Raw genomic sequence first — 25,729 nt, forward strand, 5'->3', positions numbered from 1 at the left:
ATGAGGGGCGTAGCTGCCTCAACGGTAGTCCATCCCGATGACAACCGCCTGACTGCCGTCACTCCGGCACGCGGTAGCGCACTCCTCCGGGCAGAAAAATGCCCGCGCGCGGCGGGCATTCTTCTCCAAGTGACAGCGGAATTACTTGGCGGTCAGCGCCGAGTAGCTGTTCATCAGGTTGCGGTAGTTCGGGATGCGCGGCGACAGCAGGTTGGCCAGGCCTTCCATGTCGTTGCGCCAGTCGATCTGCAGCTCGCAGGCGACCGAGAACCAGTTCACCAGCTGGGCGCCGGCAGCGGTCATGCGCGCCCAGGCGGCCTGTTGCACGGTTTCGTTGAAGGTGCCGGACGCGTCGGTCACGACGAACACCTCGAAGCCTTCGGCCAGCGCCGACAGGGTCGGGAACGCCACGCAAACGTCGGTCACGACGCCGGCAATGATCAGTTGCTTGCGGCCGGTGGCCTTGACGGCCTTGACGAAATCTTCGTTGTCCCAGGCGTTGATCTGGCCCGGACGCGGGATGTACGGCGCATCGGGGAACAGTTCCTTGAGTTCCGGAACCATCGGTCCGTTGGGACCGTTTTCGAAGCTGGTGGTGAGGATGGTTGGCAGTTTGAAGAACTTGGCCAGATCGCCCAGCGCCAGCACGTTGTTCTTGAACTCGTTCGGCGAGAAATCCTGTACCAGCGAGATGAGACCGGTCTGGTGGTCGACCAGCAGAACGACGGCGTCGTCCTTGTTGAGGCGGTTGTATGGTTTGGCAGTGCTCATGGTTCACTCCTGGGTAACTAGGGGTTCGGATCGAGCAGCCCCTGCATCGCAACGCGCTCGATACTCGGTAATACCCTAGTGATCGCCGCCTACGGCGAATTGGACGAATGTGCTTATTTCCAGAAGCCTGCCTGGCGGTGTTTCCAAAAGCGCCTGCGCCGGTATGCTTGCAGCCTGTTTTCGTCACGGGCAACGAGTGCACATGGACAAGCTGCTGGCGTTGAGGATGTTCGTCGGAGCCGTCGAAGCCGCCGGGTTTTCCGCCGCCGCGCGCCAGCTCGGCGTGGCCACCTCCTCGGTGACGCGGACCATCGACAACCTGGAAGCCGAGCTGGGCGCCGCCCTGCTCAACCGCTCGACCCGCCGGGTCAGCGTCACCGAGGCGGGCAACGCCTATTACCAGCATGCCCGCGACATACTCGCCGCGGTCGAACGGGCGGACGCCGCCGTCGCCGACCGAGGCAGCGAACCCAGCGGGCAGCTGCGCATCAGCGTGCCGGTGGAGTTCGGCCGACAGATCATCGCGCCGCGGCTGCCGGACTTCCTGCAGCGTTACCCGCGCATCGAGCTGAGCATGACGCTCACCGACGAGGTGGTGGACCTGCAGAGCGAACGGGTCGACGTATCGGTGCGCCTCGGCAGCCTGGTGGTCAGCGCGGACGTCATCAGCCGCACCCTCGGGCACTTCCAGCGCTGGCTGCTGGCGAGCCCGGACTATCTGGCCGCGCACCCGCCGATAGAGCGCCCTGGCGACCTTCTGGCCCACGCCTGCCTGCGCTTCGACTACGCCAACGGTTGCCCGGCGTGGACCTTCCGCCAGGCTGGCGAGGAGGTTCGCGTCGACGTCCAGGGCCGCTTCAAGAGCAACAACGCCGATGTGCTGCGGCGCATGGCGCTCGGCGGCGCCGGCGTCGTCCTGCTGGCCGACTGGCTGGTGCGCGAGGACGTCGACAGCGGTCGACTGGCCCGCCTGCTCGCCGAGCAGCAGATCAACCCGGGCGAGGCGCAAGCCAGCATCAACGCCCTCTTCCTGCCCAACCAGCGCGGCTCGGCACGGGTCGCCGCCTTTCTCGACTGGCTCGAGGACCTGCTCCAGCGACACTGAACGTTGTGCCGGGCGCAATGCTGCATTGCACGGCGACCCGATTCTCCCGCACGACCTCCTGACTTAACGTGGCCTCACCCTTTTCGCTCACCGAGAACCCGACATGACCGATTCAACATCCCACTCGGCCGCCGCTCCCCACCCGCTCACCCAGGGCATGGTGCTGCTGTTCGCCTTCTGCTGCGGCGCCATCGTGGCCAACCTCTACTACGCCCAGCCGATCGTGGCGCTCATCGCGCCCGCGGTGGGGCTTTCGCCGCATGGCGCCAGCCTGATCGTCTCGCTGACCCAGATCGGCTACGCGGCGGGGCTGCTGTTCCTGGTGCCCCTGGCCGACCTGCTGGAGAACCGCAAGGTGATGCTGGCGACCGCGCTGGTCGCCACCGCGAGCCTGCTGGCCGCGGGCTTTTCCAGCCAGCCGAACACCTTCCTGGCGCTGTCGCTGCTGATCGGCTTCAGCTCGGTGTCGGTACAGATCCTGGTGCCACTCGCCGCGCACCTGGCGCCGGAAGCGACCCGCGGGCGCGTCGTCGGCAACATCATGGGCGGCCTGCTGCTGGGCATCCTGCTGGCCCGCCCCCTGGCCAGCGTGATCGCCGACCATTTCGGCTGGCGCGCGGTTTACCTCGCCGCGGCGGCGGTGATGCTGGCGATCATGGCGGTGATCTTCTTCACCATCCCGCGCCACGAGCCGGACCACAAGGCCAGCTACGCGCAACTGCTGAACTCGCTCATCGGCCTGCTTCGCAGCCAGCCAGTACTGCGCCAGCGTGCGCTGTACCAGGGCTTGATGTTCGCCGGCTTCAGCCTGTTCTGGACCACCGCGCCGATCGAGCTGGCGCGCCAGCACGGGCTGTCGCAGAGCGCCATCGCGGTGTTCGCCCTGGTCGGCGCGATCGGTGCGATCGCCGCGCCCCTCGCCGGCCGCCTGGCGGACGCGGGCCACACGCGCCGCGCCTCGATGCTCGCCATGGGGCTGGCACCGCTGGCGTTTCTGCTCGGCCTCAGCGGGCCGGGCTACAGCGTGGTCGGCCTGGCGATCACCGGCGTGCTGCTGGATTTCGCCGTGCAGATGAACATGGTCCTCGGTCAGCGCGAAATCTACGCGCTGGACCCCAAGAGCCGTGCCCGGCTGAACGCGCTGTACATGACCAGCATCTTCGTCGGCGGCGCCTTCGGCTCGGCCGTCGCCAGTCCGCTCTACGAAGCGGCCGGCTGGCCCGCCGTGGCGCTGCTCGGTGCGGCACTCCCAACCACCGCGCTGGCGGCCTTCCTGTGGAACGCGCGGCGCCGCGGATAGAAGACGGCGAGCGCCGCCCGCACTGTTTCTGGAATAATCGAGCTCAGGAAAAACGGCGGCTCGCCGCATGAACCCACACGAAAAAAAGCGGTGCCCGCATGTTTGAAGTAACCGAGGTTTGCATTGCCGAGCTGCGTGCTGCGCTCGAGTCCGGCCGGACCACGGCGGTCGAGCTGGTGAAGGCGTATCTGGCCAGGATCGACGCCTACGACGGCCCCGAAACGCCCACCGCGCTGAATGCGGTGGTGGTTCGCAACCCCGAGGCGCTGGCCGAGGCCGAGGCGTCCGACGCCCGCCGCGCCCGCGGCGAAACGCTCGGACCGCTGGACGGCATTCCCTATACCGCCAAGGACAGCTACCTGGTGAAGGGGCTGACCGCCGCCTCCGGCAGCCCCGCCTTCAAGGACCTCGTAGCCCATCGCGATGCCTTCACCATCGAACGCCTGCGCGCCGCCGGCGCGATCTGCCTGGGCAAGACCAACATGCCGCCGATGGCCAACGGCGGCATGCAGCGCGGCGTCTATGGCCGCGCGGAAAGCCCCTACAACGCCGCCTACCTCACCGCGCCGTTCGCCTCGGGCTCCTCGAATGGCGCCGGCACCGCGACCGCCGCCAGCTTCGCCGCCTTCGGCCTGGCCGAGGAAACCTGGTCGAGCGGACGGGGCCCGGCGTCGAACAACGGCCTGTGCGCCTATACGCCGTCGCGCGGGGTGATCTCGGTCCGCGGAAACTGGCCGCTGACGCCGACCATGGACGTCGTGGTGCCGTACGCCAGGAGCATGGCCGACCTGCTCGAGGTGCTCGACGTGGTGGTGGCCGAAGACCCGGACACCCGCGGCGACCTCTGGCGGCTGCAGCCCTGGGTGCCGATCCCCGATGTCGCCTCGGTGCGCCCCGCGTCCTATCCGGAGCTGGCCGCCGGCGCCGACGCGCTGGCGGGCAAGCGCTTCGGCGTGCCGCGCATGTACATCAACGCCGACCCCGCCGCCGGCACCAGCGAAAAGCCCGGCATCGGAGGCCCGACCGGGCAACGCATCGAGACCCGTGCCTCGGTGATCGACCTCTGGGAACAGGCACGCCAGGCCCTGGAAGCCGCCGGTGCAGAGGTCATCGAAGTGGATTTCCCGCTGGTGTCGAACTGCGAGGGCGACCGTCCGGGCGCGCCGACAGTGTTCACCCGCGGCCTGGTGTCGCCGGAATTTCTCCATGACGAGCTGTGGGAGTTGAGCGCCTGGGCGTTCGACGACTTCCTGCGCGCCAACGGCGATCCAAAGCTCAACCGCCTGGTCGACGTGGACGGCCCGCAGATCTTCCCCCACGATCCCGGAACCCTGCCCAACCGCGAGGATGACCTGGCGGCCGGCATGGACGAATACGTGAAGATGGCCGAGCGCGGCATCACCCCGTGGGACCGCATCGCCACGCTACCCGACGGCCTGCACGGGCTGGAGCGGACGCGCAAGATCGATCTGGAAGACTGGATGGACGCGCTCGGCCTGGATGCCGTGCTGTTCCCGACAGTCGCCGACGTGGGCCCGGCCGACGCCGATGTGAACCCGGTTTCGGCGGACATCGCCTGGAGCAACGGCGTCTGGGTCGCCAACGGCAACCTTGCGATCCGCCATCTGGGCGTGCCGACGGTCACGGTGCCGATGGGGGTGATGGCGGACATCGGCATGCCGGTCGGGTTGACCTTCGCCGGCCGCGCCTACGACGACTCGCACCTCCTACGCCTGGCATCGGCGTTCGAGTCGAGCGGCAGCAGGCGGGCGATACCGCCGCGCACACCGCCCCTGTCACACGGCTAGGGCGGACGCTCGCCGGGCGCGGCGCGCCCTTCCCCAGGACGCGCCTGCCGCAGCTACTTCGCGAAGAGCTGGCCGATGTCCTTGAACGCCTTGAACTCCAGCGCATTGCCGCAGGGATCGAAGAGAAACATCGTCGCCTGTTCGCCGACCTGCCCCTGGAAACGAATGTAGGGTTCGATCACGAACCGGGTGCCGAAGGATTTCAGCCGCTCGGCCAGTGCCTCCCATTCGTCCCACTGCAGCACGATGCCGAAATGCGGCACGGGCACGTCGTGGCCATCCACCGCGTTGGTCCCGGCATGGCGCTGCGAGTCGGTCTCGGGGTGTTCGTGGATCACCAGTTGGTGGCCGTAGAAGTTGAAGTCGACCCAGTGCGCGCTCGAACGGCCCTCCTGCAGACCGAAGGTTTTGCCATAGAAGGTGCGCGCGGCGGCAAGGTCGTGCACGGGAATCGCAAGGTGGAACGGTGAAAGGCTCATTCGGCACTCCAGGCATCTCATGGGTTTTCGCCGCATCCTAATGAGCGACTTCCATTAATAAAAACAATATATATTTCTCAGATCCACAAACAGGATTGATCTAATGATTCGAGAGCTGAAGACGCTCATCGCCGTTTCTCGCGAGGGCACCTTCGCCGCCGCGGGCAAGCAGATCGGGCTGACGCAGGCCGCGGTCAGCGCCCAGATGCAACGCCTGGAGCGCGAACTGGGCTACGAACTCTTCGACCGCAAGGGCCGCGCGGCGCAGCTCAACGCGCGGGGGCGGCAGACGCTTTCACAGGCGCAGGAACTGATTCGTCTCTATGCCGGCCTCGGCGCGCCGAACGGCGCGCCGGCCGATGCGCTGGTCAGCGTCGGCGCCATCGCCTCGGTTCAACGCGCACTGCTGCCGGGCGTGCTGGCGAGGTTTCACCGGGAGAATCCGCACTGTCGTACCCGCGTGCTTCCCGGTTTGTCGATGGAACTGGTCAACCTGGTGGACGCCGGCGAGATCGACATGGCGGCGGTCATCCGTCCGCCCTTCTCGCTGCAGAGCGATCTGCAGTGGACGACCCTGGCCTGCGAGCCCTACCGCCTGCTGGTCCCGCGCGACGTGCCGGGCGATGACTGGGCGGAGCTGCTGTCCAGTCAGCCGTTCATTCGCTACGACCGCTCCTCGTTCGGTGGCCGGCAGGTCGAGCGCTTCCTGAGGCAGATGCATCTTCCCGTGCGGGATGTCTGCGAACTCGACGAGCAGGAGGCCATCGTCGCCCTGGTGGCGAATGGCGTGGGTGTAGCACTGGTTCCGCAGGCCGCAACCTACCGCCGCTGGCCGGCATCGGTACGCACCGTGGATCTCGGCAGCCACACCTTCCATCGCGATATCGGCCTGGTCCACCGAGCCAACCCGAATCCGAACGAGGCGTCCGCCCGGCTGATCCACCTGATCGGTGAAGCGGCCGCCGCCTGAGGAACTCGATGCTGGTCGCGATGCGCCAGTTCGCGGCACATGGGAATCATGCATCGAGGTGGTCAGAGCAAAGGCTGGCGCCTCGCGGGTCAGCGCCGAATTGCGAACCTCATCGTCAGCCACTAATATACGATACATAGTCGTTTCGTATAAGGCTCACCATGGGTATCGTGAAGATTTCCGAAGAGATGCACGAGAATCTGCGCATCGCCAGCACCGCATTGTCCCGTTCGATCAACGCCCAGGCCGAGCACTGGATGCGTATGGGCATGCTTGCCGAGCTGCACCCCGATCTCGACCACCGGGCGATCTGTCGATTGCTGGTACGTGCCGAGCAGGCCGGCGGCTTCAACCTGAGCCGGCTCTGCGAGCTTGAACGCGCCGCGACGGATTCGGTACCGGAGGTGGCGCCATGAGGCCGACCGTGGTCATTCACACCCCTGAAGAGATCACCCGCTCAGGCGCCGCGGGTGCCCTGGCGGCGCAAGTGCTGGCGATGATCGCACCGCACGTGAAAGCAGGCGTCACCACCGATTCGCTCGATCAGCTATGCAACGCCTTCATCGTCGACGAGCTGAAAGCCATTCCGGGCAACGTGGGCTATCACGGGTACTCGAAAACCCTGTGCATCTCGGTCAATCAGACGGTCTGCCATGGCATCCCTTCCGCGCGCGTGCTGCGCGACGGCGATATCGTGAACATCGACGTCGCGGTGGTGAAGGACGGCTGGTACGGCGATACCAGCCGCATGTACCTGGTGGGCGAGCCATCCCCGGAAGCGCGCCGGCTGGTGACCACCACCTACGACGCGCTGTGCGCCGGCATCAGGGTCGTCCGCCCGGGCGCCACCACCGGCGACATCGGTCATGCCATCCAGACGGTGGCGCAGAACGCCGGCTTCAGCGTGGTCCGTGAGTACTGCGGCCACGGTATCGGGCGGATCTATCACGACGAACTGCAGATTCTTCACTACGGCCATCCCGGTCAGGGGACGAGGCTGAAAACCGGGATGATCTTCACCATCGAGCCCATGCTGAACGCCGGCAAGCGCCACGTGGTGCAGCTTCCGGACGGCTGGACCGTGGTCACCAAGGATCAGTCCCTGTCGGCGCAGTGGGAACACATGGTGGCCGTCACCGAAGACGGCTTCCAGGTCCTGACCCAATGGCCGGACGGCACCGGCGAGTACCCCGCCATCGCGTGACACAGGCTGCCGAGGGCGGTGGGCGCAGACAACGGAAGGTCGCTCCCCGATAAAACGCTTTCATATCCGGTAGTATCACCGCCCCTCTGAAACCCGCACGCCAGGGCACTGACCGGAAACTCCCGTGGACATCATCAGCATCATCATGACGGCTGGCCGATCGGCCGTTGAACTCGCCCTGTTCGTCCTCCTGCCCATCATGGTCGTCATGCTGTCGGTCATGCGGCTGCTCGAAGCGGCCGGCATCATGGACTGGATCGTCGCGAAGATCGCCCCGGCGCTGCGGCCCGCCGGCCTTACCGGATTGAGCGTCTTCGCGCTGCTGCAGGTGAACTTCGTCAGTTTCGCGGCCCCGTTGGCGACGCTCTCCACGATGGAACGGCGCGGCACCTCGGACCGTCATCTCGCCGCCACCCTGGGGATGGTGTTCGCCATGGGCCAGGCCAACGTGGTGTTCCCGCTCATGGCGCTGGGGCTGAACCTCGGGCGGGTACTCGCGCTGTCCATCCTCGGCGGGCTGGTTGCGGCTATCGCCACCTACTACCTGTTCGGCAGGAAGCTGTCGTCCGAGGAAGCGACGCTCGATGAAAGCGTGGCTCACGCGACCCTCAACGACCCCAAGGGCGTCATCGCGGTCATCAACCACGCCGGCGCCGAAGCGGTGCGCATCGCCTTCGGCGCCATTCCAATGGTCGCCCTGGCGCTGGTGGCGGTCGGCGTGATCAGGGATGCCGGCGGTTTCGCCCTGATAGAGTCCATCGCCGCACCGGCCCTGCGGCTGGCGAACATCGACCCCGCGGTGATCATGCTCACCCTGACCAAATACATGGCCGGCGGTACGGCCGTACTCGGCGTGCTGGTCGACATGCAGCGCAGTGGCCAGATCGACACCGCGTTCATCAACGCCAGCGCCGGCTGGCTGATCCACACCCTCGATCTGCCCGGCGTGGCGATCATGATGTCCGCCGGTCCGCGCGTGGCGAAAGTCTGGAAGCCCGCCGTGGCCGGCGCCGCGCTGGGCATTCTCGTGCGTACAGTGGGCCAGGCGCTGCTGAGCTGAGCGGCACGCGTTCGGTGCCGGGCAACAGTGGCCCGGAGCCGGCGCAGTTTGCCGATCAGCGGACCTCGCCGATCGAAACTGCGCGGCGATTCGCCGGGTCTACCGCCCAGAGCAGCCACTTATCGCCCGAGCGAGCCCCGCGAGATGCACAAGATCCTGATCACCGCGTATCAGCACGACGAAGGCCGTATAGCGCGGTTGAACCGTTCGCTTGGCTATGCCGAAGCCGTTCTCGAACACCAGGGCGAGCCCTCGCTGTTTCCCTACCTGCGCTCGATCCACGATCACAAGGGCGAACTGGAAGTCGGCTGGCTCATCGAGCCGCGCGACCTGCAGCGAAAGGCGCTGGAACGCGCCTGGGAAAAGCTCGGCAACGAGACCGTCGACCGCGTCGAGCACCTGCTGCCCGACGGCGCCCCGGACCCGGAGTACCCGGAGGAACAGCGCGCGGTTCCCAGGGACCGCAAACCCTGAGCTTCGCGCAGGCCCGCCCCTTCACGCCAGGGCGCCACCGCCCATAACCCAGGCACCAATTGTTCCGGGTAAGCCTTACAATGCGCCCCTTCGCACGCATTCGGACGTTCGCCTCGACCGACGCGCCGTGCATCCACCTGCATACCGCATGCATCAACCGCTTCGCGCCGGGCTCCATCTTGCAAAAATCGACAGAAAAATCCCCTGCTCATCAGGGCGCTGTAAGCAGACGCTTCTCCGTCGCGCCGATGATGGACTGGACGGACAGGCATTGCCGCTTCTTCCTGCGCCTCCTCTCGCGCCATGCGCTGCTGTACACCGAGATGGTCACCACGGGCGCGCTGCTCAAGGGCGACCGCGAGCGTTTCCTGCGCTACGACGAGGCCGAGCACCCACTGGCGCTGCAACTGGGCGGCAGCGTGCCGGCCGAACTGGCCGCCTGCGCGGCTTTCGCCGAGCAGGCCGGCTACGACGAGGTCAACCTCAACGTCGGCTGCCCCAGCGACCGGGTGCAGAACAACATGATTGGCGCCTGCCTGATGGCGCACCCGACGCTGGTAGCCGACTGCGTGAAGGCGATGCTCGATGCGGTGAGGATCCCGGTGACGGTGAAGCACCGCATCGGCATCAACGGCCGCGACAGCTACGCGGAGCTTTGCGATTTCGTCGGCCAGGTGCACGACGCCGGTTGCACCCGTTTCACCGTGCATGCGCGGATCGCCATTCTCGAAGGTCTGTCGCCGAAGGAGAACCGCGAGGTTCCGCCGCTGCGTTACGACATCGCCGCCCAGTTGAAGCGCGACTTCCCTGGTCTGGAGATCATCCTCAATGGCGGGATCAAGACCCTCGCCGAATGCCGGACGCATTTGCAGACCTTCGACGGCGTGATGCTCGGCCGCGAGGCCTATCACAACCCCTACGTGCTGGCCGACGTGGATAGCGCGCTGTATGGCGAAAAGACACCGCCGATCAGCCGCGCCGACGCGCTGCGGGCGATGCGCCCCTACATCGCCCGGCATCTGGCGGATGGCGGCGCCATGCACCACATTACCCGGCACGTACTGGGCCTCGGCCAGGGATTCAACGGCGCCCGGCGCTTTCGCCAGCTGCTTTCGGTGGATGTGCACAAGACCCGCGACCCGCTCGGTTTGCTGGATCAGGCCATCGGGCTGCTCGAAGGGCACTGACGAATAAATCCCAAGGAACGCCCGCCGCCCAATTCGATCAAAGCCCTGCCCGGCCCGTCCGGCCCTCGCGCTCTTGAGCGGCGCGGGGCCCCTCGGGTAAGGTCAGGCCATCGCACAGGAAAGAGTCCTCATGACCTCGAAGCTGGAACAACTCAAGCAATTCACCACCGTCGTCGCCGATACCGGCGACCTCGACGCCATCACCCGCCTGAAGCCCGTGGACGCCACCACCAACCCTTCGCTGCTGCTCAAGGCCGCGTCCCTGCCCCGCTACGCCGAGCTGCTGGGCACCGCGGTGACCGGATGCGACGGCGACCTCGGCCTTGCCTCCGACCGCTTCGGCGTCGCGGTCGGCCAGGAAATCCTCAAGGTCATTCCAGGCCGCATCTCCACCGAGGTCGATGCACGCCTGTCCTTCGACACCGACGCCACGCTGCGTCGCGCCGAGCGCCTGATCGAGCTGTATGACAAGGCGGGTATCGGCCGTGAACGCGTGCTGATCAAGATCGCCGCCACCTGGGAAGGTATCCGCGCCGCCGAGGAGCTGGAAAAGGCCGGCGTGCAGACCAACCTGACCCTGCTGTTCTCCTTCGCCCAGGCCGCCGCCTGCGCGGATGCCGGCGTATTCCTCATCTCGCCCTTCGTCGGGCGCATCTACGACTGGTACAAGAAGGCCGAAGGCCGCGACTACGTCGGCGCCGAAGATCCCGGCGTCCAGTCCGTATCGCGTATCTACGCCTATTACAAGGCCAACGGCTACCAGACCGTGGTCATGGGCGCGAGCTTCCGCAACCTCAGCCAGATCGAGGAACTGGCCGGCTGCGATCGCTTGACCATCAGCCCGGAACTGCTGCAGAAACTGGACGAGGACCAAGGCGTCCTGGAGCGCAAGCTGAACACCGGCGGCCAGGGCGAATCGCGCCTGGTGCTGGACCAGAGCCGTTTCCGCTGGGCGATGAACGAAGACCCGATGGCGACCGAGAAACTCGCCGAGGGCATCCGCCAGTTCGCCCGCGACCAGGAGAAACTCGAGCTGCTGCTCGCCGCCAAGGTCTGACGCAGTCGCCCAAACGAAACGGGCGATCTCCCTGCGGAGATCGCCCGTTTTGCATTATGGATTGCCTGAGCGGTCAGCTACGTTCGAGTGCGTTCACCAGATCGTGGAACGCCTCGCGATTGGACTCGTTGAGCCCCATCAGGATGCGGTGCGCCTCGAGCACCTTGGCGCGCACAACCTCTTCCGACTGATCCTGCGACGGCAGGTCGGTCAGGCACTCGGGGCACGGCAGCGGGCTGTCGACGATGTTGAACACCTGGTCGAAGCCCATGGATTGCAGCAGGCGCGTGATGTCCGGATGGGTGGTGACCACGGTCGGCAACAGGCCGACCTTCTGCCGCGAGAGAATCGACAACTTGGCCAGCAGGCCGAGGGTAGTGCTGTCGATGCTGCGCGTTTCGGTGAGGTCGATGACGATCGCCGAGAAATTCAACGCCGTGAAAATCTGCTCGATCGTGGCATCCAGCGCCGAACACAGGGTCAGGCGTATCTCACCGACGAACTTGAGAACGAAGGTGCCTTCCTGCTCGGCAAACTGAATTCTACCGCTACTCATGCAAGGTTCCTGCTCAGGACCAGGAGGGCAATGTCATCCGGCATTTCGCCCAGCGTGGCCAATCCGAAAACCTGACGCAACCCGTCTAGGGTGCCGCCAGCCGACCGCACTAGCTGCGGTAACTCGGCTTCCTTGTCTTTGAGCGTATCGCCCGGCAAAAGGTCCAAAATCCCATCCGAGAGCAGCGTCAGGCTGAACGCCTCCGGCAACTCCAGGAGGTTGTCCTCGTAGGTGGCCTCGTTGAACAGGCCGACCGGCAATCCCTTTCCCTGTAGGTAACGCGCTTCCTTGCCATCGAAGAGCACAGGCAGCGGCAGATGCCCGCCGATGCTGTAGGTCAGCGTACCGCGCTCCTCGTCGATCACCCCCCCGACCATGGTCACGTGCTTGCCCAACTTGGTGTTGATCAGCCCGCGATTGATATGGCCGAGCACTTCGGACGGTTTGAAGTCCGGAAGCATTCCGTTGCGCCGCGATTCGTAGAGCAGCCGGGTGGTCATGAACTTCAGCAGCACGGTGACGAAGGCGGACGAGGCGCCATGCCCGGAAACGTCCGCGAGGTAGAACACGATCCGCCGGTCGTCGACGCGAAAGTAGTCGACGAAGTCCCCCGACAGATACAGCGAAGGAATGATCTGGTGGGCGAAATGAAGGCCGTCCGAGGTCCAGGGCGTCACTGGCAGCATGTTCATCTGCACGTGGCGACCGGCATTCTGGTCTTCCTGGAGCAGGTGCAGGCTGGCCTGCAGCTCGCGGTTGGCGTTTTCCAGCTTGACCCGGTAGCGGTCGTTTTCCGCCCGCAGGTAGGCACGATCCAGAGCGCGGCGTACCGAGTGCTCGAGCACGGCCAGGTCTTCCAGCGGCTTGATCAGGTAGTCGGCGGCGCCCAGGCGCAGGGCCTCGACGGCATCGCTCATCACGCCGGCACCGGAAACGACGATGACCGGCGTCTCGACCTCCAGGGCGCCGATACGACGAATGAGCTCGAGCCCGTCGACCTGAGGCATGCGCAGGTCGCAGATCACCAGATCGGGATGTTCGCGTTCGAAGATCTGCAGGCCGGAAAGGCCATTGCTCGCTTGCAGAACGCTGAAGCCGCTGTCTTCCAGATAGGCCGCGAGGCTTGCACGTACGGCCTCGTCGTCATCGATGATAAGCAGCTTGGCACTGGGATTGTGCATGAGGTATCCAGGCAAACGGCGCCGCGGACGGTTGGACTTATGCTCCTGGCCGATCAGCCAGGGCGCTTCACCGGTTCGATTCAGGCGCAGACGGTACTCCCATCCGCCAGTCGATTCAAGCATCTGGCCAGCATGGCCGGAGTGGCCTTTACACCTGAAATCGACGGGGGTTATAAGAGCCGGAACGCGCCGTACAATAACGAGAGGACACGGCCATGAGCCAGAATGATCACGCCTACAGCGAGAAACGCGATTTCATCCGCATGCGAGTCGAAGCCCCCGTGGTTCTCAGGCACGCCGGCCAGGAGATCCCCGCGCTGTGCCTGAACCTCTCCAGCACCGGCATGCAGCTGGAAGCCGAGTGCGCGCTGGCCATGGGCGACAAGGTCCAGGTGCACATCGGCTCCGATCACGCCCAGCTAAAGAGTCTCGATGCCGAGGCCGAAGTGGTGCGTGTCGCCGACCTGGGCGACGGGCGGCAATCCCTCGGCCTCGCGATCCTGTCGATGAACTGAACCTGCAGAGACGAAGAAGGCGGCCCATTGGCCGCCTTCTTCATTTCTGCATCCGACTCAGAAGTCGTCTTCGACGTCGCCATCCTTGACCCGGAACTCGCGGTTCTGCAGGTAGGCGTTGCGCAGGAACACGTACTTGTCGCCGCTGATCATCTTCTCCGCGTCCAGCAGGCTGGCGCGGGTGTCGATGGTGTCGACGGCGAAGGTCACGTTGCGGGTCGGCACATGGTCGATGTACGGATAGACGTTGAGGAAGCTGTCCGGGATGCGCGCCGGCGCATCGCGCAGGGTGCTCGGACCGAGCAGCGGCAGCACCACGTACGGGCCGCTGCCGACGCCCCAGGCGCCGAGGGTCTGGCCGAAGTCTTCGTCACTCTTCTGCAGGCCCATGTACTTGGCCACGTCGAAGAAGCCCAGCAGGCCGAAGGTGGTGTTGAAGATCAGGCGGCTGGTATCGACGCCGGCGTCATGCACTTTCCCCTGCAACAGGTTGTTGACCAGGTTGGTGACGTCGCCGATGTTGCCGAAGACGTTGTGAATGCCGTCCTCGAGGAACTGCGGGGTGACCGCCTGGTAGCCCTGGGCGAGCGGCTTCAGAGCGTAGGTATCGAGGGTGTCGTTGAAGCGGAAGATGCCGCGGTTGACGCTCTCCCACGGATCTTCTTCAGCGGCGTGGGCGACCAGCGGAAGCAGTGCCAGGGCAACACAGGCGAACGAGCGTGCGACGCCCTGAATCCAGCCAGTACCGATGTCGCGCATGAGGTGTCTCCTTGAAAATCCTGTGGCAGCCCGCCACGTCCGGGCGCGCAGTATAGGGCTTGATACAAAACCCGTGAAGCGGGCTCCGGCGCCGGTAGCGCGTCAGTGCCGGTTTCGCGGGGCGTTTTGTGCGCCTATCGACGCAGGGCTTGCCCGCGGTCAGCGAATCCGCTCGAACGCCGGCGGACTCATTGACCCACGCGCCCGCCGCGGCGTTCCCGGTGATAACCTGAAACCAATCTCACGGACCTTTCGAATCGGTGCAGGGTCCATGTTCTGGCTCATACAAGAAGGGAGAATCGCCATGTCTGCAAACGACCTGCAGCTGCAACTGGAAGACCTGCGCAAACAGCTGGACCAGGAACCGCCACTCAACGATGAGGAGCGCGCGTCGATCATCGAGGTAATGAACCAGATCGAGATCCAGCTGGCCTACGAGAACACCCAGCCGCCCAGCCCGAACCTGGTGGACGGCGTGAACCTGGCGGTCGAGCGTTTCGAAGTCAGCCATCCCACCCTCGCCGGCACCCTGCGCAACGTGATGCAGACTCTCGCCAGCATCGGCATCTGATGCCGTCCACGCCCCGGCAACGCCGGGGCGCCTGCCTCACTGCCGGGCGAGTCGCCGGTTGTCGAAGGTCGTCGCGTGGTTGCTGCGATACGGGTTGATGTCCAGGCCGCCGCGGCGCACGTAGCGCGCATGCACGCTGAGACGCTCCGGCTGGAGCAGATCGAGCAGATCCAGGTAGATGCGCTCCACGCACTGCTCGTGGAAATCCGAGTGCTGGCGGAAGCTCACCAGATAGGCGAGAAAACGCGCGTGGTCCAGTTTCGGACCGCAATACTCCACCACCAGGGTGCCCCAGTCAGGCTGACCGGTGACCGGGCAGTTGGACTTGAGCAGGTGGCTGTGGAAACTCTCCTCGATCACTTCGTCCGCGTTGCAGCGCAGCAGCTCGGCCCGCGGCCGGCTGAAGTCGTCGATCTCCACATCCAGCTCGTCGATGCACACGCCGGCCGGCTCGGCGATGCCTTCCTCCGCCACCCGCCCCAGCGTCTTCAAGGTCACCGCCACCGTCGCACCCGCGGCGGCGGACAGGTCGCGGGCCAGCAGAGCCTGTAACTCGTCACCGGATGCGAAGCGGGTCTGGTTCAGCGAATTGAGATAGAGCTTGAACGACTTGGACTCGATGATGTTCGGTGAGTCCGCCGGAATCGCGAACTCGCCCACCGCCACCACCGGCTTGCCCGACACCGTCAGCCAGGACAGCTCGTAGCAGTTCCAGTAATCCACGCCCGAATACGGCAGGCTCTGCGCGGTCAGGCCCAGCTCCGCCCATTTCGGCGCGCGCGGGATCGGAAACAGCAGCGACGGCGTGTAGGTAGAGACGTACTCGCTGGACTTGCCTAGCGGCGAGTGTTCGGCGGGATGCTGCATGGCGATGGACCTGACGGGGCGAAAAACGCGGCAAGTCTATACAGTCGCCGCCCCGATAAAAACCGCAGGTGCCGGAAGGTGCCTCAGTCGATGCGGATTTCGCCCACCATGCCGGCCTGGTAATGGCCGGGCACGTTGCAGGCGAACTGCAGCCCGCTGGCCTCGGTGAAGGTCCAGACCAGCTCGCCGGTCTGTCCCGGCTGCACGAGCACGCTGTTGGGGTCGTCATGGGCCATGCTTGCGGCCGGGTTCGCCTCGCCATGGCTCATTTCGACGCCGTGATCCATGCCCGCCATGTTGGCGTGCCCGGCCAGCGCGCCGGCGCTCTGCATGTCGAGCATTTCGCGCTGGTGCGCCGCGTGCATCTGCGCATCACCGAGGTTGAATTCGTGGACCAGCTTGCCCTCGTTCTTCAGCACGAAGCGCACCGTCTCGCCGGCCTTCACTTCCAGCACCTTCGGCGCGAAATAGATATCGCCCAGCGTCACCTCCACCGTCCGGGTGGCATCGACAGCCTTGCCGGGCGCGCCGAAAACGAAGACCTGGGCGGGCGCATGGGCCTGGGCGAGTTGGCAGAACAGCGCCAGCGCGCCGCAGACGAGGGTGGAAGAACGTGACGGCATGCTGAACTCCTGAAAGTCGACGGGTGCGAGTCGCCCGAGTATAGGAAGCAGCGCCGTCGCCGACGCTGCCGTGGATCAGCGACCGCCCCCGCTCACTGGCGCATGCCGCGACCGCTCACCAGCAGGCGGATGCACACCAGATAAAGGACCGCGGTCGCGCCCAGCATGAACACCACGGCGGTGCCGATATGGATGTCGGATACGCCGAGGATGCCGTAGCGGAACGCGTTGACCATGTGCAGGATCGGGTTGGCCAGCGACACCACCTGCCAGAACGGCGGCAGCAGATGGATCGAATAGAACACCCCGCCCAGGTAGGTCAGCGGCGTCAGCACGAAGGTCGGGATGATCGAGATATCGTCGAAGTTGCGCGCGTAGACCGCGTTGACGAAGCCGCACAGCGAAAAGATCGTCGCCGCGAGGAAGATCACCAGCACCGTGATGCCCAGGTGATGCAGCGTCAGGTGGGTGAAGAACAGCGACAGCATCGTGACGATCGCCGCCACCGCCAGCCCACGCAGGACGCCGCCGATGACGTAGCCGATGAGGATGATGTGCGGCGATACCGGCGAAACCAGCAGTTCCTCCACCGAGCGCTGGAACTTGGCGCCGAAGAAGCTCGACACCACGTTGCCGTAGGCGTTTGTGATCACCGACATCATGATCAGCCCGGGCACGATGTACTCCATGTAGCTGAAGCCACCCATCTCGCCGATACGCGCGCCGATCAGCCGGCCGAAGATCACGAAGTACAGCACCATCGTGATCGCCGGGGGCAGCAGCGTCTGCGGCCAGATACGCAGGAAGCGCCGTACTTCGCGGTAGACGATGGTCTGCAGGGCGACCAGGTTGGGACGCAGTTCGCCGCTCATTTCGCCACCTTCGCCAGGTTCTGTTCGACCAGAGACACGAACAGCTCCTCCAGCCGATTGGTCTTGTTGCGCAGGCTCAGCACCTCGATGTTCTGCGCCGCCAGTTGGGCGAACAGGTCGGTGATGCCGAGACTCTTCTCGACTTGCACCTCGAGGGTGTGCGAGTCGATCAGGCGCGCCGGATAACCCTCCAGCTGCGGTTCGATCAGCAGCGACTCCTTGAGGTCGAGGAGGAAGGTTTCCGCATGCAGCTTGGCCAGAAGCGCCCGCATGCTGGTGTTCTCGACGATCTGCCCGTGGTCGATGATGCCGATGTTGCGGCACAGCTGTTCAGCCTCTTCCAGATAGTGCGTGGTGAGGATGATGGTGATGCCCTTCTTGTTCAGCTCGGTGAGGAAGCTCCACATCGAACGACGCAGCTCGATGTCCACGCCGGCGGTGGGCTCGTCGAGGATCAGCAGGCGCGGCTGGTGAACCAGCGCGCGGGCGATCATCAGGCGCCGCTTCATCCCCCCGGACAGCTCGCGGGACGCGGCGTTGCGCTTGTCCCACAGGCCCAGCTGGGTGAGGTATTCCTCGGCGCGCTCGCGGGCCTGGCGCAGCGGAATCCCGTAATAGCCGGCCTGGGTGGTGACGATGTCGAAGACCTTCTCGAACTGGTTGAAGTTGAACTCCTGCGGCACCACGCCGATGCAGCGCTTGAGCGCCGACGGCTGGGCGTCGAGGTCGTGGCCGAACACGTTGACCGTGCCGCCGCTCTTGTTCACCAGGGTCGAGAGAATGCCGATGGTGGTGGACTTGCCGGCGCCGTTGGGGCCGAGCAAGGCGAAGAAATCGCCTTCGGCCACTTCCAGATCGATGCCCTTGAGCGCCTGGAAGCCGTTGCCGTAGGTCTTGGTCAACTGCCGGATGGACAGTGCAGAACTCATAGTGGATGCACGCGCGAGAAAGAGAGTGGATTAGATAGGGGCGGAAGGTTCCGATTGCAACCGGGTATTTCCTGGAGCGGCGCTCAGGTGAGCGCCGTCATCACCGCACGCTGGAAGGCCGGACGCTCGCGCAGACGCGCATACCAGGCTTCCAGATGGGGCAGCGAGGGCCGTTCGATCGGCATCTCGAACCAGGCGTAGATGAAGCTTCCCAGTGGAATGTCGCCCATGCCGAACGCCTCGCCGGACAGCCACGGCTGCCGGGCCAGAGCCTGCTCGGGAACCGCCAGCAGCTTGGCGCAGAGGCTACGCGCCGCTTCGATGGCGGCGACGTCGCGGTCGGCTTCGGCAGTGCGCAGCATTCCCCAGAATACCGTGCGGTAGGGCGCAGCCAGCGACGAGGTCATCCAGTCCATCCAGCGATCGGCACTGGCGCGCGCCTGCAGTTCCGCCGGCTGCAATCCGCCGTCGGCATGCTTGGCGCTCAGATAGCGGACGATGGCGTTCGACTCCCAGAGCACGAAACCGTCGTCCTCGATCAGCGGGACCAGGCCGTTGGGGTTCTTCGCCCGGTACTCCGCGTCGCCGACCACGCCGAAGGCGCCACCGGCGTCGATCTGCTCGTACGGCAGGCCCAGTTCCTCGGCGCACCAGAGCACCTTGCGCACGTTGTTGGAGTTCTTGCGGCCCCAGATCTTCAGCATCACGTACCTCGGCTCGTTCCATTGCAATGGTCGAAGTCTACCTTCCCCGAGACCGTCATGGGCCATGACGATGGGCGAACTCCCCTATCCGCCGGGGGTCACTATCCACGAAGCGGTCGGCTCGAGATGGACGATGATCCACCCAGGATCGCACCATGGCGATCCGCTCGAACCGCTCCTGCCGCCACCACGAACGGTGGCGGCCAGTTCCAGACAGCACTGCCTTCGAATGCTGTCTTCACGGAGGACTTCACATGCTGGTCGTTTGGTTGCTGGTTCTTGTCGTCGGCATCGCCCTGCTCGCCCACTGGCGCGTATCGCCACTGCCGTCCCTCGCCGTCGTCGCGGTCTACCTGGTCGCCATGGGCGTTTCCGGCGATGCGCCGGTGTTGCTCATGCTGGTCCTGTGGCTGCTGTGGTTGGCCATCGCGGTGCCGCTGCTGCTGCCCGATTTCCGCCGCCGGGTGTTCAGCGGGCCGCTGTTCAACTGGTTCCAGAAGGTGCTGCCGCCGATGTCGGCCACCGAAAAGGAAGCCATCGATGCCGGCACCGTATGGTGGGACGGCGAGCTGTTCAGCGGCCGGCCCAACTGGGACGTGCTGCTCGACTATCCTGCGCCCAGGCTGACCGACGAAGAACGCGCCTTCATCGAGGGGCCGACCAACGAACTCTGCGCCATGGTCAGCGAATGGGACATCGCCCAGCGCATGGACCTGCCGCCCGAAGCCTGGGACTTCATCAAGGCCAACGGTTTCTTCGCCCTGATCATTCCCAAGCAGTATGGGGGCAAGGGCTTCTCCGCCTACGCGCACTCGCAGATCGTGATGAAGCTGGCCACCCGCAGCGGCGACCTGGCATCCACGGTGATGGTGCCCAACTCCCTCGGTCCGGCCGAACTGCTGCTGCACTACGGCACCGAGGAACAGCGCAACCACTACCTGCCAAGCCTCGCCAGCGGCCAGGATATCCCCTGCTTCGCCCTCACCGGCCCGCATGCCGGCTCCGACGCCGGCGCGATGACCGACAGCGGAATCATCTGCAAGGGTGAGTGGGAGGGCCAGGAAGTGCTCGGCCTGCGCCTGACCTGGGAAAAGCGCTACATCACCCTCGGGCCGGTCGCCACCCTCCTCGGCCTGGCCTTCAAGACCTACGACCCGGACCATCTGCTCGGCGAGCAGGAGGAGCTCGGCATCACTCTGGCGCTGATTCCGACCTCCACGCCGGGTGTCGAGATCGGCCGCCGCCATGTCCCGCTGGGCGCGGCGTTCATGAACGGTCCGAACTCCGGCAAGGACGTCTTCGTCCCGCTGAGCTACATCATCGGTGGCGAGGAAATGATCGGCAAAGGCTGGATGATGCTGATGAACTGCCTGTCTGTCGGACGCTCGATCTCGCTGCCGGCGGTGGGCACCAGCGCGGCCAAGGCCACCGGTTACGCCAGTGGGCGTTACGCGCAGATCCGCGAACAGTTCAACGTGCCGCTGTCGGCATTCGAGGGCATCCAGGAAGCGCTGGCGCGCATCGGAGGCAACGCCTGGCTGATGGATGCCGCCCGCGTGCTCACCGCCAATGCGGTCGACCTGGGCGAGAAACCCTCGGTGCTCTCCGCGGTGCTCAAGTACCACCTGACCGAGCGCGGTCGCGAGTGCATCGCCCACGCCATGGATATCCACGGCGGCAAGGGGATCATCATGGGGCCGAAGAACTACCTCGGCCGATCCTGGCAGGCGGCGCCGATCTTCATCACCGTTGAAGGCGCGAACATCCTGTCGCGCAACCTGATGATCTTCGGCCAGGGCGCGATTCGCTGCCATCCGTTCGTGCTCAAGGAAATGGCCCTGGTCCACGAACCGGACCGCGACGCGGCGCTGGTGAAATTCGACCGCCTGCTGATGCAGCACATCGGCTTCGCCGTCAGCAACGCCGCCAGCACGCTGGTGCTCGGGCTCAGCTTCGGCCTGCTCGGCAAGGCGCCGGGGCGCGGCTTGTCGCGCCGCTATTTCCGCTCGCTGAACCGCCTGGCAGCCGCCTTCGCCATGCTCGCCGACCTCAGCATGATGCTGCTGGGTGGGGAGCTGAAGCGCCGCGAACGGCTCTCCGCGCGCCTCGGCGACGTGCTCAGCTACCTGTATCTGGGCTCGGCAGCGCTCAAGCGCTTCCATGATCTGGGTTACCCGGCGGAGCAACAGGCGTTGCTGAGCTGGTCGCTGGAGGAATGCCTGGGCAAGGCGGAACTGGCGCTGGAGGGCATTCTCGCCAACTTCCCGAACCGCCTGCTGGGTGCCCTGCTGACCCTCGTGGTGTTCCCCTTCGGTCGCCGTCACCCCGGCCCGAGCGACGAGCTGGACGCCGAAGTAGCCGCGATCCTCGGTCGCCCCGAAGGCGACCCGGCGCTGGAGCAACTGCTCGACGGCTGCTTCCGCCCGCAGGACCCGAACGACGCGGTGGGCGGCCTGAAACACGCCTTCGACCTGCTCGCGTCCAGCCACGCCACCTCGCGCAAACTGCACAAGGCGCTGAAGGACGACCAGTTCCAGCCCAAGGCCGGGCAGAACCCGATCGATGCCGCCCTTGAGGCTGGCGTGCTCAGCAGCGAGGAGGCGCACACCCTGCACCAGGCTGAAATCGCCCGACGCGCGGTGATCGACGTCGACGACTTCGCCAAGGAAGACCTACTGCCCAGCGCCGACAAGGTGCGCTGAATCCCAACGGCGCGCCGGGCCGGGGTAACCCGGCCCACATCGGCTAGCCACATGGCCTGGCCTACGCGGCCCCGCTATGATGCGTGCCCCACTTCACAGGTATCCCATGGCCACTTCATACATCAATCACAACCTGACCCTGCTGGCCCACCTGCGCGGCATCCTGATCGCGCTCGGCGAGGCCGAACAGATTCCGGATGAAAGCCATGCGCTGTTCGTCGAGCGTTTCGACGAGCTGGTCAAGGCGCTGCCGAACATCCCCGAGGAACGCCACCTCGGCCAGGACATGATCTGCCAGGTGTTCCACCGCTACCCGCAGATCGCTCACCTGGTGCCGCGCGATCTGCTGTGGTTCTTCGGCGGCGACTGCCTGCATTTCATGCCGGAGGAGGAAATCGCCCAGTTCCAGGACCTCGAGGAACGCCGCTTCGCAGCCGAAGAGAAAGGTGAACCCTTCGACTGGGGCCAGGAGCGCCAACTCCTGTCGCTGCCCGAGCAGACCGCCAAGCACTAACGAGCGCGCCAAAAAAGGCCCTCGTGAATCGATCGCGAGGGCCTTTTTTTGTCTGCGGGGTGCTCGCCTTCAGGCGGCCGGCCGGCATCGCCGAAATCAGGCCCAATCATCGGCGCGTCATACCACGCAGCGAATACCCAGCTCGACCCACAACCCATCCTGCGCATAGCTCAGCTCCGCCGGCGCGCGGCTGCTGGTGGGGTTCTGCGCGAAGATACCGGCCTCGCGCTCGGGATCGCTGTCGCCGACCAGCACGCGGCGTTGCGTGCGCGCTTGCAACGCCGTCAGCAGTTCCGGGTAAGGCATCTGCCAGCCCTTGCCCTCGGCGACGGCCGCGACCACCGGGATCATCGCCACGAGGCGCGAGTCGGTCATCTTCTCGAGGCCAAGGGCCTTGGCGGTGGCGTTGTGGCTGCAATGGTGGCCGACCTTGTACAGCGTGACCCGCCGCAGGATGTCGTCCAGCACCTGTGGCGCCGGCTCGCCATCGATGGCGGCGCGCGGATAGGTCTGGTCGCCCCAGAAGATCCAGTTGCCGACCTGGGCATCGCCGGGGAACAGCAGTACCTGGCCATCGGGCAACTCGAACGCTAGCACCAGGCTGGTGTTGTTGGTGTCGGAATCCATCTTCAGGGCAATGCACTCGGCGCTGTCGAGCCATTCGTCCTCGATGTTCCGCCACGCCTGGGCGTCGTCGAAGTAGCGCTGCTCGATGCTCGCCAAAGGACCGGAAGGCCGGGCCGTCCCCGCCTTTCGCGCCTCTTCTCGGCTGCGCCGATGCGGCTGGGCGAAAGGCGAACCCTGCTCCACCACGGGTTCCCCCAGCGCCCGCAGGGCGTGGTCCTCCAACGCGATCGCCTCGTCGAGACTGCTCAGGTAAACCTCCTTGCCGGCGCCCGCCGAGGGAAGGTCCTTGCGCAGGCGCTGCTCGTCGCGCGGCGGCCCCATCACGTTGACCTTCAGGGTCGGTGCCGCCCGCGGCCGGACCACGTCGCCCGGTTCCAGGTAGCGCGTTGCCTGCCCGCCCGCCTTGCGCCGCAGCCGTTCGATGATCGACTGCTTGGCGCCTACTGCATCACCGCCGTCGGCAGACGGGATGAATTCCGCCAGCGCCGCCACCGTGCCGATCCTCGGGTCCTGGCTGAAGGCGCTGCTGGAACGGGCGATCGCGGTAACTTTCGCCAGCGCGCTTTTCACCTTGTCGAATCGGGCGTGCAGACGGATCGCCTGGGGATCGCTCGGGTTCTCCGTCCACGCGAGCCAGAGCTCGTCGATGGTGAACGCGTCGCCGAAGAAGCGCTCCTTCTCGTAGAGGAAACCGGACAGGTGATCGTGGTGCTCGTGGGTCAGCACCACCAGATCCAGCACCCCGCCGGTGGTGGCGTGGAGGTCGTCGACGATGCGCTTCATTTGCTCTTTCGCGCCCTTCACGCCCTGCAGCACGCCGCAATCGATGAGGATGTGGATGTCGCGTCCGGCCTGGCCGTAGCGCAGCAGAAAGCAGTCACCGAGGATGCCGCGGTACATGCGTACCGCCATGGAGCCGTTGGGAATGGATGTGCCCATGGGGTCAGACTCCGCGGTGAGTCATGGCGAACGGATTGTCCTGCTTGCGCGGCCCCCGGTAGGTCATCGCCAGTCCGGCCTGCCCGGACTGCAGGAAATGGCGTTGCGCATCGAGGCGAACACCGTCGTCGATGCGCTTGCGGATCACGTAGCGCAGCGAGCCGTCGCGCAGATCGATGATCAGCGTGGCGCCGCCGCGAAAGGTGAAATCCCAGCTACCGGGTTCCGCCGGTGCCAGCGGGAGAGCGTCCTGCGCCAGTTGTCGTTCTTCGGAGAAGTAGCCGCGACGACGCTGGGTGATTTCGATCACCAGTTGCCGCAGATCCTGCCCGTCCGGCCCGGCGCGCCGGCTGGTGCGCACCGAGTGGACTTCTACGGCAGGCTGCCTGGCGTGCCCGCGCGTGCCGGGGAACAGCGAACCGGCGATGCCCTCGGCCGCCTCGCGGGCCATGAACCAGACACCGAGCGTGCGCTCCCATTGCGGGTCGCTGGCCTGGGAGCGCATCAGCCACTGCCAGACCAGCAGGCGGTTCTCCTCGGATTGGGCGAAGGCCTTGTCGCGCTGGTACTGCGGCGTCAACCGCAACTGGGCGGCGGTTTTCCCGTGTGCCGAGTATTTGAACTGCAGCAACTCGTCCACCGCCGGCGGGTCGATGGGCGACTCCCAAAGCAGGCTGTCCGGCGCCAGCGACAGGCACCGGTCGGGCAGGATGCCGCGGCGGCGAAACGCCTGGATCACCGCCAGGCGGTAGTGCATCGGATCGTCCGGCACCAGATCGGTGTCGGCGGTGACGATGGCGCGCAGGAACTCGCCGAAGTGCACGTCCACCGGCGGCAGGTAATCCAGCGCGCGGATGCACAGGCGCAGCACATGATCGGCGGACTTCACCGCCTCGCGGGTCAAGCGGTCGATCAGTTCGGGCGCCAGCGGCCGCGGATTCTGCTCGTCGCCACCGAAAAGGCGCATCAGGTCCGCCGTGCGTTGCTCGTAGATGGTGACGAAGGCATCGAAGATGGCTGCCACCAGGATCGCGCCCCGCTCGTGCGGCTCGGTCAGCGTCGCCAGCAATGTGGGATCGGGCAACTGGTCGCCGTTCTTGTCGTCGATGGCTTCGCGCAGCGCCGCGTAGCGCCCGGTCGCCTCGCCGAACTGGCGCGCCAGCCCGGTGAGCCAGGAACGTTCGGACAGGCGACCGCGGCGCATCGCCAACTGGCTGGAAACGACTTCCGGCAGGGTGAAATGCATCATCAGTGCGACGATGTCGGCGAATGCCTCGTGGAAAGCCAGGCTGTCGACGCTGGTCGACTCGATGTAACGCCGGTGCAGCCCGTCGAGGATCGCATGGGTGGTTTCGTGGGCGATGATGTCGTGGGACAGCGCGGTGAACACCCAACCGCCCGGCAGGTTCACCCCCGGATCGCTCAGCGACGCCTTGAAGTAGCCGAACAGCAGGGCCTTCTTGCTCGGACTGTAATAGGCGTTGGCCTCGCGCAGCGCATGCGGATAGATGCGCAGCTTCGGCACCGGCTGGTACTGCTCGCCATTCCAGATGGGCGACCAGAAGATCTTGCGCCCCAGCGCCCGCTCGAACAGCTTGATGGTCTTCATGGCCACGGCGAATACCATCTGCTGATGGAAACGCGGATCGCCCTCGGACGGCGTCAGGCCATCCTGCGCCAGCAGATGCGGGTGGTTGAGGTCCACCGGCTGGTAGAACTGGTCGCTGGCGGGATCGACGTCAATGACCTCCAGGTATTCGTTCACCGGCCCCGGCGAAATGCCCTCCTCCCAGCGTTCCTCCCAGGGAATCGACACCGTGGCGTGGTTGATCCGCGCCGTCTCGATCAGCGTCGAGGCCTGTGGATCGAGGGCGTACACGCGCAGCTTGCGCATGGCCGGTCGCAGGTACTCGGAGTTGCCCATCGGATGCCTCCTTGCCAACGGCATTGACCGA

General features: G+C 65.6%; 26 protein-coding genes. 14 read left to right on the forward strand and 12 right to left on the reverse strand.

Translation table 11 applies throughout. The features are described 5' to 3' along the window. Window positions 1-141 precede the first annotated feature (141 nt). On the reverse strand, window positions 142-771 hold the full coding sequence (ycaC, locus tag BLV15_RS13380; RefSeq protein ID WP_090229140.1) for an isochorismate family cysteine hydrolase YcaC: 630 nt from the start codon (window positions 769-771) through the stop codon (window positions 142-144). 202 nt (window positions 772-973) lie between these two features. Between ycaC and BLV15_RS13385 the strand changes: the two genes are divergently transcribed. From BLV15_RS13385 to BLV15_RS13395, 3 genes are all read left to right on the forward strand, one after another. Then, window positions 974-1,876: a LysR family transcriptional regulator gene (locus BLV15_RS13385; protein WP_090229142.1), complete on the forward strand. Its 903-nt coding sequence runs from the start codon at window positions 974-976 to the stop codon at window positions 1,874-1,876. A 103-nt stretch (window positions 1,877-1,979) separates the two neighbouring features. Further along, entirely contained in the window at window positions 1,980-3,176 is a 1,197-nt protein-coding gene (locus BLV15_RS13390) for an MFS transporter (protein ID WP_090229145.1), read from the forward strand. A 98-nt stretch (window positions 3,177-3,274) separates the two neighbouring features. After that, the gene (locus BLV15_RS13395) at window positions 3,275-4,984 is read left to right on the forward strand and encodes an amidase (RefSeq protein ID WP_090229148.1); all 1,710 of its coding nucleotides are present in this window, start codon (window positions 3,275-3,277) and stop codon (window positions 4,982-4,984) included. 53 nt (window positions 4,985-5,037) lie between these two features. On the opposite strand, the gene BLV15_RS13400 is transcribed toward BLV15_RS13395, so the two are convergent. Continuing rightward, window positions 5,038-5,463 carry a VOC family protein gene (locus BLV15_RS13400; RefSeq protein WP_090229150.1) on the reverse strand — a complete coding sequence of 142 codons (426 nt, stop codon included), beginning with the start codon at window positions 5,461-5,463 and terminating at the stop codon, window positions 5,038-5,040. Between the two features lie 103 nt (window positions 5,464-5,566). Here BLV15_RS13400 and BLV15_RS13405 point away from each other — a divergent pair, with 103 nt between their 5' ends. The 7 genes from BLV15_RS13405 (at window position 5,567) to tal (ending at window position 11,415) form a co-directional block, all read left to right on the forward strand. After that, the gene (locus tag BLV15_RS13405; RefSeq protein WP_090229152.1) at window positions 5,567-6,433 is read left to right on the forward strand and encodes a LysR family transcriptional regulator; all 867 of its coding nucleotides are present in this window, start codon (window positions 5,567-5,569) and stop codon (window positions 6,431-6,433) included. 161 nt (window positions 6,434-6,594) lie between these two features. Further along, a complete protein-coding gene (locus BLV15_RS13410; protein ID WP_090229155.1) occupies window positions 6,595-6,849 on the forward strand; it encodes a ParD-like family protein in 255 nt (84 codons plus the stop codon). After that, entirely contained in the window at window positions 6,846-7,637 is a 792-nt protein-coding gene (gene map, locus BLV15_RS13415; protein ID WP_090229157.1) for a type I methionyl aminopeptidase, read from the forward strand. The genes BLV15_RS13410 and map overlap by 4 nt, the downstream gene beginning before the upstream one ends. A gap of 124 nt (window positions 7,638-7,761) precedes the next feature. Then, window positions 7,762-8,697, forward strand: coding sequence for a nucleoside recognition family protein (locus tag BLV15_RS13420; RefSeq protein WP_090229160.1), 936 nt, complete (start codon window positions 7,762-7,764; stop codon window positions 8,695-8,697). A 144-nt stretch (window positions 8,698-8,841) separates the two neighbouring features. Further along, window positions 8,842-9,171, forward strand: a complete 330-nt coding sequence (locus BLV15_RS13425; protein WP_090229162.1) for a hypothetical protein — start codon at window positions 8,842-8,844, stop codon at window positions 9,169-9,171. Window positions 9,172-9,350: 179 nt separating this feature from the next. Then, window positions 9,351-10,358: a tRNA dihydrouridine(20/20a) synthase DusA gene (gene dusA, locus BLV15_RS13430; protein ID WP_255964481.1), complete on the forward strand. Its 1,008-nt coding sequence runs from the start codon at window positions 9,351-9,353 to the stop codon at window positions 10,356-10,358. Window positions 10,359-10,488: 130 nt separating this feature from the next. Continuing rightward, window positions 10,489-11,415 (forward strand): transaldolase, encoded by a 927-nt coding sequence (gene tal, locus BLV15_RS13435; protein WP_090229167.1) that lies wholly within the window; start codon window positions 10,489-10,491, stop codon window positions 11,413-11,415. A gap of 73 nt (window positions 11,416-11,488) precedes the next feature. Here the strand turns inward: tal and rssC are convergent, their stop codons facing one another. Beyond that, complete coding sequence (gene rssC / locus BLV15_RS13440) at window positions 11,489-11,971, reverse strand: anti-sigma factor antagonist RssC (protein WP_090229169.1); 483 nt, start codon at window positions 11,969-11,971, stop codon at window positions 11,489-11,491. Continuing rightward, window positions 11,968-13,152 (reverse strand): two-component system response regulator RssB, encoded by a 1,185-nt coding sequence (gene rssB, locus BLV15_RS13445; RefSeq protein ID WP_090229171.1) that lies wholly within the window; start codon window positions 13,150-13,152, stop codon window positions 11,968-11,970. The genes rssC and rssB overlap by 4 nt, the downstream gene beginning before the upstream one ends. 215 nt (window positions 13,153-13,367) lie before the next feature. On the opposite strand from rssB, the gene BLV15_RS13450 reads away from it, so the two are divergent. Continuing rightward, entirely contained in the window at window positions 13,368-13,667 is a 300-nt protein-coding gene (locus tag BLV15_RS13450; protein WP_090229174.1) for a PilZ domain-containing protein, read from the forward strand. Window positions 13,668-13,724: 57 nt separating this feature from the next. On the opposite strand, the gene BLV15_RS13455 is transcribed toward BLV15_RS13450, so the two are convergent. Continuing rightward, the gene (locus tag BLV15_RS13455) at window positions 13,725-14,426 is read right to left on the reverse strand and encodes an MlaA family lipoprotein (RefSeq protein ID WP_090229176.1); all 702 of its coding nucleotides are present in this window, start codon (window positions 14,424-14,426) and stop codon (window positions 13,725-13,727) included. A gap of 304 nt (window positions 14,427-14,730) precedes the next feature. Between BLV15_RS13455 and BLV15_RS13460 the strand changes: the two genes are divergently transcribed. After that, window positions 14,731-14,997 carry a DUF4404 family protein gene (locus tag BLV15_RS13460; RefSeq protein ID WP_090229179.1) on the forward strand — a complete coding sequence of 89 codons (267 nt, stop codon included), beginning with the start codon at window positions 14,731-14,733 and terminating at the stop codon, window positions 14,995-14,997. A gap of 36 nt (window positions 14,998-15,033) precedes the next feature. Here the strand turns inward: BLV15_RS13460 and queF are convergent, their stop codons facing one another. From queF to BLV15_RS13485, 5 genes are all read right to left on the reverse strand, one after another. Then, window positions 15,034-15,864 (reverse strand): NADPH-dependent 7-cyano-7-deazaguanine reductase QueF, encoded by an 831-nt coding sequence (gene queF, locus BLV15_RS13465; protein WP_090229183.1) that lies wholly within the window; start codon window positions 15,862-15,864, stop codon window positions 15,034-15,036. Between the two features lie 83 nt (window positions 15,865-15,947). Next, complete coding sequence (locus BLV15_RS13470; protein ID WP_090229185.1) at window positions 15,948-16,487, reverse strand: cupredoxin domain-containing protein; 540 nt, start codon at window positions 16,485-16,487, stop codon at window positions 15,948-15,950. A gap of 92 nt (window positions 16,488-16,579) precedes the next feature. Then, the gene (locus BLV15_RS13475; protein ID WP_090229188.1) at window positions 16,580-17,359 is read right to left on the reverse strand and encodes an ABC transporter permease; all 780 of its coding nucleotides are present in this window, start codon (window positions 17,357-17,359) and stop codon (window positions 16,580-16,582) included. Next, window positions 17,356-18,288, reverse strand: coding sequence for an ABC transporter ATP-binding protein (locus BLV15_RS13480; RefSeq protein WP_090229191.1), 933 nt, complete (start codon window positions 18,286-18,288; stop codon window positions 17,356-17,358). The genes BLV15_RS13475 and BLV15_RS13480 overlap by 4 nt, the downstream gene beginning before the upstream one ends. A gap of 83 nt (window positions 18,289-18,371) precedes the next feature. Continuing rightward, window positions 18,372-18,992, reverse strand: coding sequence for a glutathione S-transferase family protein (locus tag BLV15_RS13485; protein WP_090229193.1), 621 nt, complete (start codon window positions 18,990-18,992; stop codon window positions 18,372-18,374). A 254-nt stretch (window positions 18,993-19,246) separates the two neighbouring features. Here BLV15_RS13485 and BLV15_RS13490 point away from each other — a divergent pair, with 254 nt between their 5' ends. Continuing rightward, entirely contained in the window at window positions 19,247-21,694 is a 2,448-nt protein-coding gene (locus BLV15_RS13490) for an acyl-CoA dehydrogenase (RefSeq protein WP_090229196.1), read from the forward strand. Window positions 21,695-21,800: 106 nt separating this feature from the next. Beyond that, on the forward strand, window positions 21,801-22,208 hold the full coding sequence (locus tag BLV15_RS13495) for a PA2817 family protein (RefSeq protein WP_090229198.1): 408 nt from the start codon (window positions 21,801-21,803) through the stop codon (window positions 22,206-22,208). A 117-nt stretch (window positions 22,209-22,325) separates the two neighbouring features. Here BLV15_RS13495 and BLV15_RS13500 read toward each other — a convergent pair whose 3' ends face one another. Further along, window positions 22,326-23,774, reverse strand: coding sequence for an MBL fold metallo-hydrolase (locus BLV15_RS13500; RefSeq protein ID WP_090229200.1), 1,449 nt, complete (start codon window positions 23,772-23,774; stop codon window positions 22,326-22,328). A 4-nt stretch (window positions 23,775-23,778) separates the two neighbouring features. Next, window positions 23,779-25,698, reverse strand: a complete 1,920-nt coding sequence (locus BLV15_RS13505) for a gluzincin family metallopeptidase (RefSeq protein WP_090229204.1) — start codon at window positions 25,696-25,698, stop codon at window positions 23,779-23,781. Between the last annotated feature and the right edge of the window lie 31 nt (window positions 25,699-25,729).

It is taken from the genome of Pseudomonas kuykendallii, from assembly GCF_900106975.1.
Lineage (GTDB): Bacteria > Pseudomonadota > Gammaproteobacteria > Pseudomonadales > Pseudomonadaceae > Pseudomonas_O > Pseudomonas_O kuykendallii.

Bases quoted from the DNA above. Each gene is read 5' to 3' on its own strand.
- BLV15_RS13500 (WP_090229200.1), bottom strand. From the start codon at position 23,774: ATGGGCACATCCATTCCCAACGGCTCCATGGCGGTACGCATGTACCGC.
- BLV15_RS13505 (WP_090229204.1), bottom strand. From the start codon at position 25,698: ATGGGCAACTCCGAGTACCTGCGACCGGCCATGCGCAAGCTGCGCGTG.
- tal (WP_090229167.1), top strand. From the start codon at position 10,489: ATGACCTCGAAGCTGGAACAACTCAAGCAATTCACCACCGTCGTCGCC.
- BLV15_RS13450 (WP_090229174.1), top strand. From the start codon at position 13,368: ATGAGCCAGAATGATCACGCCTACAGCGAGAAACGCGATTTCATCCGC.
- queF (WP_090229183.1), bottom strand. From the start codon at position 15,864: ATGCAGCATCCCGCCGAACACTCGCCGCTAGGCAAGTCCAGCGAGTAC.
- BLV15_RS13490 (WP_090229196.1), top strand. From the start codon at position 19,247: ATGCTGGTCGTTTGGTTGCTGGTTCTTGTCGTCGGCATCGCCCTGCTC.
- BLV15_RS13390 (WP_090229145.1), top strand. From the start codon at position 1,980: ATGACCGATTCAACATCCCACTCGGCCGCCGCTCCCCACCCGCTCACC.
- BLV15_RS13385 (WP_090229142.1), top strand. From the start codon at position 974: ATGGACAAGCTGCTGGCGTTGAGGATGTTCGTCGGAGCCGTCGAAGCC.
- BLV15_RS13455 (WP_090229176.1), bottom strand. From the start codon at position 14,426: ATGCGCGACATCGGTACTGGCTGGATTCAGGGCGTCGCACGCTCGTTC.
- map (WP_090229157.1), top strand. From the start codon at position 6,846: ATGAGGCCGACCGTGGTCATTCACACCCCTGAAGAGATCACCCGCTCA.
- BLV15_RS13395 (WP_090229148.1), top strand. From the start codon at position 3,275: ATGTTTGAAGTAACCGAGGTTTGCATTGCCGAGCTGCGTGCTGCGCTC.
- rssC (WP_090229169.1), bottom strand. From the start codon at position 11,971: ATGAGTAGCGGTAGAATTCAGTTTGCCGAGCAGGAAGGCACCTTCGTT.
- BLV15_RS13475 (WP_090229188.1), bottom strand. From the start codon at position 17,359: ATGAGCGGCGAACTGCGTCCCAACCTGGTCGCCCTGCAGACCATCGTC.
- rssB (WP_090229171.1), bottom strand. From the start codon at position 13,152: ATGCACAATCCCAGTGCCAAGCTGCTTATCATCGATGACGACGAGGCC.
- BLV15_RS13480 (WP_090229191.1), bottom strand. From the start codon at position 18,288: ATGAGTTCTGCACTGTCCATCCGGCAGTTGACCAAGACCTACGGCAAC.
- BLV15_RS13425 (WP_090229162.1), top strand. From the start codon at position 8,842: ATGCACAAGATCCTGATCACCGCGTATCAGCACGACGAAGGCCGTATA.
- BLV15_RS13410 (WP_090229155.1), top strand. From the start codon at position 6,595: ATGGGTATCGTGAAGATTTCCGAAGAGATGCACGAGAATCTGCGCATC.
- BLV15_RS13405 (WP_090229152.1), top strand. From the start codon at position 5,567: ATGATTCGAGAGCTGAAGACGCTCATCGCCGTTTCTCGCGAGGGCACC.
- BLV15_RS13470 (WP_090229185.1), bottom strand. From the start codon at position 16,487: ATGCCGTCACGTTCTTCCACCCTCGTCTGCGGCGCGCTGGCGCTGTTC.
- ycaC (WP_090229140.1), bottom strand. From the start codon at position 771: ATGAGCACTGCCAAACCATACAACCGCCTCAACAAGGACGACGCCGTC.
- BLV15_RS13485 (WP_090229193.1), bottom strand. From the start codon at position 18,992: ATGCTGAAGATCTGGGGCCGCAAGAACTCCAACAACGTGCGCAAGGTG.
- BLV15_RS13460 (WP_090229179.1), top strand. From the start codon at position 14,731: ATGTCTGCAAACGACCTGCAGCTGCAACTGGAAGACCTGCGCAAACAG.
- BLV15_RS13400 (WP_090229150.1), bottom strand. From the start codon at position 5,463: ATGAGCCTTTCACCGTTCCACCTTGCGATTCCCGTGCACGACCTTGCC.
- BLV15_RS13495 (WP_090229198.1), top strand. From the start codon at position 21,801: ATGGCCACTTCATACATCAATCACAACCTGACCCTGCTGGCCCACCTG.